General features: G+C 58.6%; 11 protein-coding genes. 10 read left to right on the forward strand and 1 reads right to left on the reverse strand.

Features of this window, described 5'->3' with window-relative positions:
* The first annotated feature begins 146 nt into the window (after window positions 1-146).
* The 6 genes from frmR (at window position 147) to N5D20_RS22685 (ending at window position 8,549) form a co-directional block, all read left to right on the forward strand.
* On the forward strand, window positions 147-422 hold the full coding sequence (frmR, locus tag N5D20_RS22660; protein WP_017354484.1) for a formaldehyde-responsive transcriptional repressor FrmR: 276 nt from the start codon (window positions 147-149) through the stop codon (window positions 420-422).
* Window positions 423-925: 503 nt separating this feature from the next.
* Complete coding sequence (locus N5D20_RS22665; RefSeq protein WP_026070509.1) at window positions 926-2,254, forward strand: DUF3422 family protein; 1,329 nt, start codon at window positions 926-928, stop codon at window positions 2,252-2,254.
* Between the two features lie 68 nt (window positions 2,255-2,322).
* Window positions 2,323-3,153 (forward strand): S-formylglutathione hydrolase, encoded by an 831-nt coding sequence (fghA, locus tag N5D20_RS22670; RefSeq protein ID WP_017354482.1) that lies wholly within the window; start codon window positions 2,323-2,325, stop codon window positions 3,151-3,153.
* A gap of 15 nt (window positions 3,154-3,168) precedes the next feature.
* Window positions 3,169-4,473, forward strand: coding sequence for an NAD(P)/FAD-dependent oxidoreductase (locus N5D20_RS22675; RefSeq protein ID WP_026070508.1), 1,305 nt, complete (start codon window positions 3,169-3,171; stop codon window positions 4,471-4,473).
* A 54-nt stretch (window positions 4,474-4,527) separates the two neighbouring features.
* A complete protein-coding gene (locus N5D20_RS22680; RefSeq protein ID WP_005413341.1) occupies window positions 4,528-5,856 on the forward strand; it encodes a replication-associated recombination protein A in 1,329 nt (442 codons plus the stop codon).
* A 41-nt stretch (window positions 5,857-5,897) separates the two neighbouring features.
* Complete coding sequence (locus N5D20_RS22685) at window positions 5,898-8,549, forward strand: excinuclease ABC subunit UvrA (RefSeq protein WP_026070507.1); 2,652 nt, start codon at window positions 5,898-5,900, stop codon at window positions 8,547-8,549.
* 85 nt (window positions 8,550-8,634) lie between these two features.
* Here the strand turns inward: N5D20_RS22685 and N5D20_RS22690 are convergent, their stop codons facing one another.
* Window positions 8,635-9,594: a LysR family transcriptional regulator gene (locus N5D20_RS22690; protein ID WP_017354479.1), complete on the reverse strand. Its 960-nt coding sequence runs from the start codon at window positions 9,592-9,594 to the stop codon at window positions 8,635-8,637.
* A 131-nt stretch (window positions 9,595-9,725) separates the two neighbouring features.
* Between N5D20_RS22690 and N5D20_RS22695 the strand changes: the two genes are divergently transcribed.
* From N5D20_RS22695 to N5D20_RS22710, 4 genes are all read left to right on the forward strand, one after another.
* A complete protein-coding gene (locus tag N5D20_RS22695; RefSeq protein WP_017354478.1) occupies window positions 9,726-10,133 on the forward strand; it encodes a ketosteroid isomerase-related protein in 408 nt (135 codons plus the stop codon).
* A 1-nt stretch (window position 10,134) separates the two neighbouring features.
* Window positions 10,135-10,740 (forward strand): GNAT family N-acetyltransferase, encoded by a 606-nt coding sequence (locus N5D20_RS22700; protein ID WP_017354477.1) that lies wholly within the window; start codon window positions 10,135-10,137, stop codon window positions 10,738-10,740.
* A complete protein-coding gene (locus N5D20_RS22705; protein ID WP_017354476.1) occupies window positions 10,737-11,609 on the forward strand; it encodes a carbon-nitrogen hydrolase family protein in 873 nt (290 codons plus the stop codon). Before N5D20_RS22700 ends, N5D20_RS22705 begins: the two co-directional genes overlap by 4 nt.
* Window positions 11,610-11,681: 72 nt before the next feature.
* Entirely contained in the window at window positions 11,682-12,971 is a 1,290-nt protein-coding gene (locus N5D20_RS22710; protein WP_037590709.1) for an NAD(P)/FAD-dependent oxidoreductase, read from the forward strand.
* Window positions 12,972-13,081: the final 110 nt, after the last annotated feature.

Genomic DNA, 13,081 nt, shown 5'->3' on the forward strand with positions numbered 1-13,081 from the left:
GGGAGGGGTCTGTCACTGGCCTCTGGCGGCGGCTCGAAATCAGGCGCAGACTCAGTTGACGGAGTTAAAGACCCTCGCAGATTGCTAGCTTGCATACTATCGGGGAGTATAGTATCGTTCCCTCATGTGATACGGACAGGTGCGCAATGCCTCACAGCCCTCGGGAGAAAAAGCAGGCCCTTACCCGCGTACGTCGGATCAGCGGACAGGTGGCTGCATTGGAGCAGGCTCTGGAGAGCGGGGCGGAATGTGCTGCAGTACTTCAGCAGCTTGCTGCTGTGCGCGGGGCGGTCAATGGTTTGATGGCGACGGTTCTGGAGAGCTATCTGCGTGAAGAGTTCCCGCATAGCGACACCCACACCGACTCTCAAAGGAAGTCGATTGACGAGACCATCTCTATTGTCCGCTCCTATCTCCGTTAGTCAGTTCGCGACATTGCTTGATGGCGCTAGTACTAAGTAGAGGAGGCAATCTATGGGTGTCCGAACTACTTCATTTCCAAGTAGAACCCGCCATTCCTAACCCCTTCGTGGGTTAGGGCGTCACGACTAGGACGTTGAGGCCTTTCCAGGAGGCTCCAAGGCATGCTGGATGATGTCAGTCGAGTTGCGCCTGTCTGTATTTCTTGGAGCGGGCAATCTCTGTCGGCATCGTTGCCTTCGGCATCTGACTGAGTCATGGGAGGCCCTTTGAAGTGAGCTTCCAGCCTCGTTGCGACTCCCATGCGGTCCGCGCCTGGCTGGAAGGTGGGAGAGCAAGGGCCTGCGATCTATGCGGTGCTGTCCTCCCAGCTTGTTGTGGTTCCCACTACCGCCCTACACCAGAGCCGGCTCCACCACACGACCTTTCGCTGAGCTATCGCACAAGCAAGTGATAGACCTCCCGTGAGCGGTGTTTAGAAGATCATCCATTCTTGAGGCTATGTATGAATGACCCATCCGGCCTGAGCCAAGCTGCAGGCACGCCAGCAGAAGGCTACGTATATGGGATGCCGGCGCACGCGGACCGCCGCGCCGCCGTTGAGGAAGTCCATGCGCGACCGCACCTTCTCACCCAGTCTCCGCGAAGCCTTCTCCAGCTCTCCTTCATGACAGAAGGGGACATGAGTCGAGATCGTGCCGCGATCGACGATCTTTCAGGTCGTATGGGGGCTGCAGTCGAGGATCACACCACACCTCATCACGCGCTTACGTGGAATGAGGGTGATCTGCACTGCGAGAAGCACACTGAGTTCTCTTCCTACCTCTGGAGCGCACCACTGAGCTCAGAAACAGGTGAGCCTTGTGGGGACAACCCGTTTAGACAGGGATTCAAGCCGCCAGGACCCGTGATCTCGGCTGTTAGCGTCAGGCTTTTGCCTTGGACCGCGGAGGCGGAGAAGGAAATAGATTGCTTTGATCCCGTCAGCCGCTGCTACTCGCTGGTTGAGAACGGTGCCGCGGCCATTGTGACCGACTTCCGTCAAGACGAGGAAGGGCTAACCCACATGCTCATCCTTGATCGCGACCTGACTCCGGCGCGGGCAGGAGCGCTGGCGCAACGACTGCTCGAGGTCGAGACATACCGAACGCTTGCCCTCCTAGCGCTACCGCTGACTCGTTCCATGACGTCGAATCTTCGTCGCATGGAGGCGCGTCTGGCTGCAATTACTGAAGAGATGCGCAGGGCCTCCGGCGGACGTCGTGACAGTGACGTGCTCCTCTCGGATTTGACCAGCCTGGCTGCAGAGTTGGAGGCGGACGCCGCGGCAAATCTCTATAGGTTTGGTGCAAGTCGGGCTTACTACGAAATTGTTGAAGAGCGACTGGATGCGTTGGCGGAGGATCAAGTTGCCGGCTATAGCACCTGGGCGGACTTCTTGTATCGAAGGATTGCACCGGCCATGCGAACTTGCCAGTCAGTGAAGGAGCGACAGGGGAAGCTCTCAGACAAGTTGACGCGCTCGATCTCGCTCCTCCGGTCGTGGATTGATGTTGAGCTCGAGCGGCAGAACCGCGACCTACTGGCGTCCATGAATGAACGGGCGAAGGTTCAGCTGCGCCTGCAGCAGACGGTGGAAGGTTTGTCGGTGGCCGCCATCTCGTACTACGTCGTGAGTCTTCTCGCATACCTGCTCAAGGGTTTGCCTGGGACGCATGACATCGCAGCAACCGTCACTGCGATCTTGGTTCCCGCTGTATTGCTGCTGATTTGGTGGATTGTCCGAAGGATCAGGCATGCACACGGTGACTCGGCAGTCGAGGACAAGGCCTAAAGCCTCGCTTAAGGCCACATTCGATTCGCGATAGATGGCCTATCAAATTCAACTCAGAGGAAAGAACAATGGAACGCATTGAGCGTCACGCAAGCTTCGGTGGATGGCAGGACGTCTACCAGCATGAATCATCCAGCCTTGGTTGCACCATGAAGTTTGGAGTCTATCTCCCTCCGCAGGCGTCCAGCGGCCCGGTACCTGTTCTCTACTGGCTCTCTGGCCTGACGTGCACAGAGCAGAACTTCATCACCAAGTCTGCAGTGCAGCAGCTCGCTGCTGAGCATGGCATTGCCATCGTTGCTCCGGATACAAGTCCGCGCGGAGAGTCCGTCGCGGATGATCCAGCTTACGATCTCGGCCAAGGTGCGGGGTTCTACGTCAATGCCACCGAGGCACCGTGGTCCGACCACTACCGCATGTATGACTACGTTGTAAGTGAGCTGCCTGCTCTCGTTGAGAAGAACTTCCCTGTTAGCCAGGCTCGCTCAATTAGCGGCCACTCAATGGGCGGCCACGGTGCCTTGGTCATCGCTTTGCGAAATCCAGGTCGCTATCGCAGCGTATCCGCCTTCTCTCCGATCGTGGCACCCACCCAGGCTCCTTGGGGCCAGAAGGCGTTTTCGGCCTACTTGGGGGGAGATCAGGAGCAGTGGCGGCAGTATGACGCCGTGGAGCTGATTGCAGATGCAAAGGAGCGCCTGCCCCTGCTCGTGGATCAAGGGCTCAGCGATGATTTCTTGCAGAATCAGCTCCGCCCCGAACTGCTTCAAGATGCATGCGCCAAGGTGAATCATCCGCTTTCGCTGAACCTTCGCGATGGTTACGACCATAGCTACTACTTCATCTCCAGCTTCATTGCCGATCATCTCAAGCACCACGCATCGGCGCTGAACACCTAACCAAGGAGTGCTGCCGTGATCAAGACCTCCAGAAATCGTCATCAAGTTGTGATCGTTGGGGCGGGCTTCGGCGGACTGGAGGCCGCCACGCACCTTGAAGGAGTGGATGTCGATGTAACAATCATTGACCGGCGGAACTATCACTTGTTCCAGCCGCTGCTCTACCAGGTGGCTGGTGCGTCACTGTCACCGTCGGAGATCGCATGGCCGATCCGCTATCTGTTCCGTGACCGCCCGGAGGTCAGAACCCTCATGGCGGAGGTCGAGGGTGTGGATAAAGCTGCCCGCCAAGTGATCCTTCAGGACGGCACTCGATACCCTTACGACACCCTTGTGCTCGCTACGGGAGCAACACATGCCTACTTTGGGCATGACGAATGGTCGAAGTACGCTCCAGGCCTGAAGAGCCTGGAGGATGCAACAACCATTCGAGGCAGGATCTTGAGCGCGTTCGAGCAAGCGGAGCTCTGCAATGATCCCGAGGTTCGAGAGGCCCTTCAAACCTTTGTGATCATTGGTGGTGGGCCTACAGGTGTCGAGCTTGCCGGAACCATCGCGGAGCTGGCGCGTGGCACGCTGCAGGATGACTTTCGGTCAGTTGATCCCAGCAAAACCCGGGTATTTCTCATTGAGGCGGGTCCGCGGCTGCTCCCCGTCTTTCCTGAAAAGCTCTCCGAGTACACGAGGCGCGCCCTCGAGAAGCTTGGGGTATCCGTTTTGTTGGGGGCCCCTGTCACCGAGTGCGCCTCTGATGGGGTGATGCTCAATGGCAAGAAGCTGGCGGCATCCACAATCGTCTGGGCAGCGGGAGTTCAGGCGTCTCCAGCCGCACGTTGGCTCGACACCGAATCAGATCGGGCGGGGCGCGCAATCGTCGGCCCTGATCTAACGGTGCCTGGTTCCCCCAACATTTTCGTGATCGGGGACACTGCTTCATCAGCCACTGCGGACGGAAAGACCGTTCCTGGAATCGCGCCGGCGGCCAAGCAGCAAGGCAAGTACGTCGCGGGCCAGATTGAAGGGCTGATAACAGGGGCGCGGAGGACCGCTGCATTCAAGTACCGGCACCAGGGCAACCTCGCCACGATTGGACGCAGCCTTGCAGTAATCGATATGGGGAAGCTAAAGCTGAGCGGAGGAATCGCATGGTGGATCTGGAAGCTCGCTCACATCTACTTCCTTATCGGAGTGCGAAATCGCCTGAGCGTCGCAATGAGCTGGGTATGGAATCACAGCGTTGGATACAGAGGGGCTCGCATCATCCTCCGTGAAAAAGCAAGCAATGCCACAAGCGGCTCATTGGATGGGAAGCTGAAATAGGGGCCAAGACGCTCTGAATGCACACTCGCAACTGACTTCCCGAAGGAGAACACCTTGGCAGATCTATTCACAGCGAAACCAAGGGCACCACTGGCCGAACTGCTACGACCGAAGTCTCTCGACGAGTTCGTTGGGCAGCAACACCTGCTGGGGCCGGGGAAGCCTTTGCGTCTTGCCTTTGAAGCAAGAAGTCTGCACTCCTTCATCATGTGGGGGCCCCCGGGCGTCGGTAAGACCACCCTGGGGCGCCTCGCAGCGATGGTGACTGACAGTCACTTCATTGCGATCTCCGCCGTACTCGCCGGGGTAAAGGACATCAGGCAGGCCATTGATGATGCGCGGGCCGAACTCGACGTCCGCGGTCGCTCCACGGTACTTTTCGTCGACGAAATTCACCGGTTCAACAAGGCCCAGCAGGATGCGCTGCTACCTCACGTTGAATCAGGGCTACTCACGCTGGTGGGCGGCACCACAGAGCATCCAGGACTGGCCGTTAACTCGGCGCTGCTTTCGCGCGCGCAGGTGTACACACTTGAGCCTCTGTCTGACGCAGATCTTGAGAAGCTCTACGAACGCGCCAGACCTCACTTGCGAGGCGTTGACCTCTCCGATCCCGCATTGCAGCTGCTGAAGGGCTTCGCTGATGGTGATGGCCGCAGATTCCTGAATCTTCTCGAGCAGGTCTCAACTGCGGCCTCTGAGAAGCGGGTGGAAGAGGTGGATCTTGAGTTTGCCAAGCGCTCCACCAGCCCGTCACTGCGTCGATTCGATAAGGGCGGGGACGAGTTCTATTGGCAGCTCTCCGCGTTTCACAAATCACTGCGTGGCTCTGATCCCGACGCCTCCCTCTACTGGCTAGCGCGCATTCTGGATGGGGGCGGGGACGTGAGCCAGGTCACACGTCGAATGATTGTTATGGCAAGCGAAGATATCGGAAATGCTGATCCGGGCGCTCTGCACTTGGCCATCCACGCTGCGCAGGCGTATGAGCGACTTGGCTCTCCTGAAGGTGAAATTGTCTTGGCCCAGGCTGCGACCTATCTGGCGCTCTCCCCCAAGTCGAATGCGTCCTATGCGGCTTGGGATCTAGCAAGGGCCTTCGTCAAGGAGCACGGATCATTACCAGTTCCCATGCATCTTCGGAATGCTCCAGCGAAGCTTATGAGGCAGATGGGGTATCGACAAGCATATCGCTACGCGCATCATGAGCCAGACGGCTACGCAGCTGGACAGACGTACCTGCCGGAGGGTGTGGAGAGGCCGAACTGGTATCGGCCCACTGATCGGGGAGCTGAGCGCGCCTTGGCTGAGAGACAGGCATGGCAGCGAGCCTTGGATGAAGAGGCATCGCAAACCGAAGCCGATCCCTCTTCGGGCCAGTGATCCAGCTGAACTTAACGTCTACAACCTACAGAGACATGCACATGCCAAACGCCACATTCGGTGAAGCTTCCTGCAGTGTCGCAGCAAGCGGCCTTGTAGAGGTGCGCGGTGCGCGTGAGAACAACCTTAGAGACGTTGATGTCTCAATTCCTCGCAACGCACTGGTCGTCTTTTCCGGTGTATCCGGTTCCGGGAAGTCATCTCTTGCATTCGGGACAATCTATGCGGAAGCTCAAAGGAGGTACTTTGAGTCCGTTGCTCCCTATGCTCGACGCCTAATCGATCAGGCAGGCGTCCCTGATGTTGACTCCATCGATGGACTCCCGCCGGCAGTAGCGCTGCAGCAGCAGCGTGGTGCCAGCAATGCGCGATCTTCGGTGGGTAGCGTCACCACGCTATCCAGCCTCATTCGTATGATGTATTCCCGCGCGGGAGCATATCCGGCTGATCAGCCTATGCTTTATGCCGAGGACTTCTCACCCAATACTCCCCAGGGCGCATGCGCGACCTGCCATGGCCTTGGCCATGTGTACGAGGTGACAGAGGCCCTCATGGTGCCGGATCCAAAGCTGAGCATCCGTGAGCGTGCCATTGCTTCGTGGCCACCTGCATGGCACGGGCAGAACCTTCGCGACATTCTGGTGACGCTGGGCTACGACATTGATAGGCCTTGGAAGGACCTTCCCAAGAAAGACCGCGATTGGATTCTGTTTACCGAGGAGTCGCCCACTGTGCCGGTCTATGCTGGGTTCACGCCGGCGGAGACGCGTGCGGCCCTGAAGCGTAAAACTGAGCCGAGCTACATGGGAACCTTCACTGGCGCCCGTAGGTATGTCCTGCACACGTTTGCTAACACGCAAAGTGCCCTGATGAGGCGCCGCGTATCGCGATACATGGAGGGTAAGCTTTGTCCCACCTGCCATGGCAAGCGCCTTAAGGCAGAGTCGCTGTCAGTGACATTTGCGGGTGTGGACATTGGTCAATTCATGCAGATGCCTCTTGACCAACTGGCTTCCCTGCTCGAGCCCATTTCTCAAGGAGACTTCAGTGCTCATGCTGGCGGGGGCAAGGCGAACAAGGAAGCCACCCGTCGTGATCGCGCCGATAGGGCGGCCAGTGGGCGGGCGGTCCACGCGGTGTCTCCTGACGTCCGCCGCACCTCAGCGCTGTCGGAGGAGAAGCGCCTGGCCGCGCAGCGCCTCGCTAGTGGAGTGATGAGCCGAATCAGTCAGTTGCGTGGCCTTGGGCTTGGCTATCTAACTTTGGATCGCGCTACGCCGACATTGTCCGCTGGCGAGCTGCAGCGATTGAGACTCGCCACGCAGTTGAGCTCGCTGCTCTTTGGCGTGGTGTACGTGTTGGACGAGCCGTCGGCAGGTCTTCATCCCTCCGACAGCCAGGCTCTCTATGACGCCTTGGACCGCCTCCGCGACGGTGGTAATTCCGTATTTGTTGTGGAGCACGATCTGGAGCTGATGCGCCGTGCCCAGTGGTTGGTGGATGTTGGGCCTGAGGCGGGAGAGCGGGGCGGCAAAGTGCTCTACAGCGGAGAGCCGGATGGTCTTCGTGACATCGACGAGTCACGTACCGCGTTGTACCTCTTTGACAAGGTCCCGCCCCCTAGTGGCCAAGAGCGTCAAGCGAGTGGTTGGCTGGAACTTCAGGGCATCCAGCGTCACAACCTGAAGCGCATTGATGCGAAGATACCTCTGGGCATCCTCACCGCGGTGACCGGGATTTCGGGATCGGGCAAGTCCAGCCTCGTCGCCCAAGCGTTGCCGGAGCTGATGATGCTTCAACTTGGACACGAGCCTGAAGACGACGCGGTGGAAACGGGGGCAGCAGACGGGCCAACCGTCATCGAGACGACAGGGGGACACCTCGGCGGAGATGTCGATGCTATTCAGCGTCTCGTCCAGGTTGATCAGAAGCCAATCGGACGGACGCCGCGATCGAATCTCGCGACTTACACCGGCCTTTTCGATCATGTTCGAAAGCTGTTTGCCGCAACACCAGATGCGCGGCGTCGACGTTACGACGCAGGTCGATTCTCCTTCAACGTGGCCAAGGGACGTTGTGAGACGTGCGAAGGGGAGGGGTTCGTGAGCGTCGAGCTGCTGTTTATGCCTAGCGTCTATGCACCGTGCCCAACGTGCCACGGTGCGCGATACAACGAAGCTACGCTGAAGGTGCTTTGGAACGGTAAGAACATTGCAGACGTTCTGCGGATGACTGTCGAGGATGCACGTGAATTCTTTGGCGATGAGGACGCGATCGCTCGCCCACTTCAGTTGCTGAAGGAGATTGGCCTTGGATACCTTCGACTGGGCCAGCCGGCTACCGAGCTATCGGGTGGTGAAGCGCAGCGCATCAAGCTGGCCACAGAGCTTCAACGAAGCCAGCGCGGGCGGACACTGTATGTCCTGGATGAACCCACTACGGGCCTCCATGCCTCGGACGCGGATAGGCTGCTTGTGCAGCTCCAGCGGCTCGTTGATGCCGGCAATACGGTGGTCATGATTGAGCACGACATGCGTGCCGTTGCTCAGGCGGATTGGGTAATCGACGTGGGTCCAGGTGCCGGTGATGCGGGCGGGCAGATCGTGGCGGCAGGAACTCCAAAACAGGTCGCTCGCGTGAAGAGAAGCCGTACCGCCCCCTTCTTGGCTGAGGAACTCGCCCGCGCGGGTTGACCCGACGCTCTTTTGGCCACCATGAGCGTCCCTGGCGCTCATGGCGGCCAGATCCCGTATCAGAGAGCGGCCAAGCGACTCGGCATTAGCGCTTCCCTGCTTTGGATGGCGTTAGGGCCGAGGTGGGGGAGGGCGCCATCTGCGTAAGGCTTGGTAGTGCTCCGACGGCGGAATGGAGTGCATCGAAAACTACTCTGACGCGAGGTGAGACTGGGCCGCGTTGAGGCCGATAGACGTACAAGCCCCACGGCGCAGGATCGAATTCTTCCATCACACGCTGCAGAACACCTGACTGAATGAGTGGGGCAGCCATGTAATCAGCAAGTTGGGCAAACCCCAAGCCCGCAATGACCCCTGCCATCTCCATGTCGGCATTGTCTGCAATGAAGACCGGTGCTGTCGGCGCCACCTGTACGCCTCCAGCCAGGTACCAGGGCCAGGGCCTGCCTGTATTGATGTCCACCGATGCAACCAGTGGAAACCGCGAGAGCTCGCTAGTCTCCGCTGGTGCTCCGATTCTCTCTACAAGTGCGGGGGAGCCAACGATGTGCAGTCGCATCTCTCCTGCCTTCTTCGCAATGAATCTGCTATCACGCATGAAGCCGACGCGGATTCCGACATCGATCCCTTCATCGACAGCGTCTGCAACCCGATCGCTTAAGCGAACGTCCAAGACAATTCCCGGGTGACTTTGGGTCACTGTATCCAAGGCGGCAAGAACTGCCCTGGAGCCCATGCTGTGAGGGGCACTAATTCGGACTGTGCCCACAATCTGTGAGGCCGTCGCCTTGGTTCGCGGGCGCCACAGCTTGTCTAAGCCCTCAAGCGCCGGCCGCAGCTGATGTAAGAGATCCTCCCCAAAGGCCGTGATGCGAACCTGGCGTGTGCTTCGGTGGAACAACAGCTCCCCGTAATGACTTTCAAGGGCCTGTATCGCTCGGGTGATGGCCTGAGGAGAGCTTCCCAGTCGAACAGCGGCCTCACGAAAGCTCGGCGCCTCAGCCGCGGCCCTAAACGTCTTTAGAAGATCCAGCTCGCTGTTCATCTCAAGGCCCCCATGGTCGTTGGGCTCATATTATTCCATTTCAGGGAATTATGAAATCCTATCAATTCCATATACAACAATTCTTCAGGTCTCCAGAATTCCTCCACACCCTCACCTGACCGGAGAACCTGATGAGCAAGTTCAACTACATCGAAGAGTACTACCAGGCATTCAACCGCGGTGATCGCGACGCGATGCTCTCGATGCTCACTGATGACGTTGTGCACGATCTAAATCAGGGGAGTCGCGAAGTAGGGATCGACGCATTCCGCGCGTTCCTGAGCCGCATGGATTCCTGCTACAGCGAGCAGCTTCACGACATCGTGGTGATGTACAGCAGCGATGGTGCGCGTGCCGGCGCGGAGTACGTGGTGCACGGACTCTACCACCACACGGACGAAGGTCTCCCTGCAGCGGCAGGGCAGATCTATGTTCTTCCCGGTGGCGCGTTCTTTGACATCCGTGATGGAAAGATTGCGCGCGTCACCAACTACTACAACCTGGAGGACTGGATTTCCCAGGTCCACAAGGCGCCCTGAAATGGCTACCAACGTGCGAGTAGAGGTACTGGTCGGCACCGAAATCGAGGACTGGCTCGATCGCGTCGCTCAGTTGCGGATCGAGATATTCAGTAGCTATCCCTACCTGTACGAAGGAGACATGGACTATGAGCGTCACTACCTCCGCAATTATGCGACGTCTGACGGGGGCATCGTTGTCCTGGCCAGGGATGGAAGGGACGTTGTAGGTGCATCGACTGGCCTTCCTTTGTTGAGCGCCGATGCCGCTTTCATTCGTCCCTTCCAGGAGCACGGTCCCCGGCCAGAAGAAGTCTTCTACTGCGGGGAGTCCGTACTGAGGCCGGAGTACAGAGGAGCTGGCTTGGGCCACGTCTTCTTTGATCGAAGAGAGGAGCAAGCCCGACGAAAGGGCTTCAAGTGGTCTTCTTTCGCGTCGGTGGTTCGGTCGGAGACTGATCCGCTTAGGCCACCTGGATATCGAAGCAATGAAGGCTTCTGGACTCGCCGTGGGTATGCACAACAGAGCGCGATGAAGGTCGCTCTTCCTTGGCGGCAGCATGGGGCCACGCACGAAACCGAGCAGACACTTTCACTTTGGCTCCGTTCCTTGGAGGACGTTACATGAAGATTGCAGCAGCTAAGTACGTGATCGGTCGTCCGAAGACCTTTGCCGAGTTCGCTGCGCGCCAGCGCCGAATTCTGAATGACGCACGGGAACAAGGAGTTGAGCTTGCAGTACTTCCGGAATACCTGTCGCTGGAACTGGGTTCGACTCTTCCAGAAGCTCTTCAGCTTAGCCTGAGGTCCACCCTGGAGTCGCTCCAGATCTATCAGAGCGCATGGTGTGAGCTCTATAGCACCTTGGCTGTCGAACTGGGAATGACCATCCAGGCAGGAACGTTCCTCACCGCAACATCCCATGGGATGTATCGCAACCGTGCCTGGTGGTTCACAGCTGATGGTCGCAGCGGATGGCAGGACAAGCTTCAGCTTACTGGCTTCGAGAAGCAGGCAGTTGTCATCGAGCCTGGCGATCGCATCGCGGCGTTTGAGCAGGACGGAAAGCGTGTCGGGATTGCGGTTTGCTATGACAGCGAATTTCCGCTTCCTGTTCGCCTCCAGCAGGAGGCAGGGGTGCGCTTGCTGTTGGTGCCAAGTTGCACCGACACCGACGCCGGTGCCACCCGTGTCGATGTTGGGTGCCGAGCGCGAGCGCTTGAGAATCGGATGTTCGTGGCAAAGGCGGTCACCGCTGGCGTCGCCGACTGGAGTGAAGCGCTTGATGTCAACACCGGTGAGGCAATGATCCTCTCACCGATGGACCATGGCTTCCCCAGTGACGGCGTGCTCGCAGCGACCTCCGACGATCAGGAGTGGGCGATTGCTGACATTGACTTCGCAGCGCTCGAAGCAAGCCGTGCACGAGCGCAGGTAGCCGTCGACAAGGATTGGGATGGTCAGCTCCGCTTCCATTCCGTTGAGGTCCTGAACTAACCAACGTCTAGATGCCTGGGCCATGAAGTGCTCGTGGGCGTCGCTGGCAACTCAAATACCTGGGGAATCAAAATGCATCGTATTGTCATTGTTGGTGGTGGGGCCGGAGGGCTGGAGCTGGCTACGCAGCTGGGCCGGAAGCTCGGGCGCTCAGGGCGAGCAAAAGTCACTCTTGTCGATGCTCGGATGACGCATCTGTGGAAGCCACTTCTTCACGAGGTTGCCTCAGGCGCGTTGGATGCCGCAGAAAGTGAGCTCAACTATCTCGCCCAGGCTAGCTGGAATCACTTCCAGTTTCAGTTGGGGCGGATGACGGGTTTGGATCAGAAGTCCAGAAAGATCGAGCTTGCCCCACTGTACGATGAGGAGGGCAACGTTATTGCGCCCCGTCGCTCGATCTCCTACGACACCCTGGTGATCAGCGTGGGTAGCGGAACGAACGACTTTGGAACTCCCGGTGCAGCGGATCATTGCCTGTTCCTGGACGATCCCGATGCCGCCATTGCTTTCCAGAAGCGGCTGCTGAGCGAGTACATGGGCGCGCAAGCGCGCGGCAAGTCAGAAACACTGGAGGTTGCGATCGTCGGCGCCGGCGCCACCGGTGTCGAGCTGGCGGCCGAGCTGCGTGATGCTGCAAGGCAATTTAGCGCTTATGGGCTGGACAAGATCTCTCCCGAGAATCTGAAAATCACGCTTATCGAGGCTGGTCCGCGAGTGCTGCCAGCTCTGCCAGAGCGCGTGAGCCTGCCGGTCGCCGAGCGACTTGTACATGAAGGCGTTCGTGTCATGTGTGGCTCGGCTGTGACCCTAGTGGATGAAGAGGGCCTGCAACTCGCCAATGGCATCAAGGTTGCTGCGAGGCTGAAGGTATGGGCGGCGGGCATCCGTGCTCCCGTCTTCCTTGCATCCCTCGGGAACCTAAAGACCAATCGCATCAACCAGCTCGAGGTATCTGAAACGCTGCAGACAACGCAGGATCCGAACATCTTCGCATTCGGGGATTGTGCAGCCTGCCCGAATGGACACAGCGGTACAAACGTTCCCCCCAGGGCACAGGCCGCTCATCAGCAGGCTCACTTCCTTGCGCAGGCGATTACCCGCCGTATCGAGGGACGCCCGCTGCCCAGCTTCACCTATCGAGACTATGGATCGCTGGTGTCCCTGTCGAGGGAGGGCGCCGTTGGCACGCTGATGGGTAACCTCATGGGGTCATTCAAGGTCGAGGGCTGGCTGGCCAGGATGTTCTACATCTCACTGTATCGCATGCACCAGAGGAGCCTGTTCGGTACACGCCGGGTGGTTGCGCGCATGCTGGCAGACGCATTGGGACGGAGTACGGAGCCTCGCCTCAAGTTGCATTGATGCGGGCGAGCTGAGGGGCGGAGCTGCGAGTCAACAATTCCAACGCAAGGAATTATGAAATCCAATCTGTTCCATATACAGCAATCCATCGAAGTCCAATACTTGGTCCC

Origin of the sequence: Stenotrophomonas sp. GD03877, assembly GCF_029840555.1 — a bacterium.
GTDB classification, from domain to species: Bacteria; Pseudomonadota; Gammaproteobacteria; order Xanthomonadales; family Xanthomonadaceae; genus Stenotrophomonas; species Stenotrophomonas geniculata.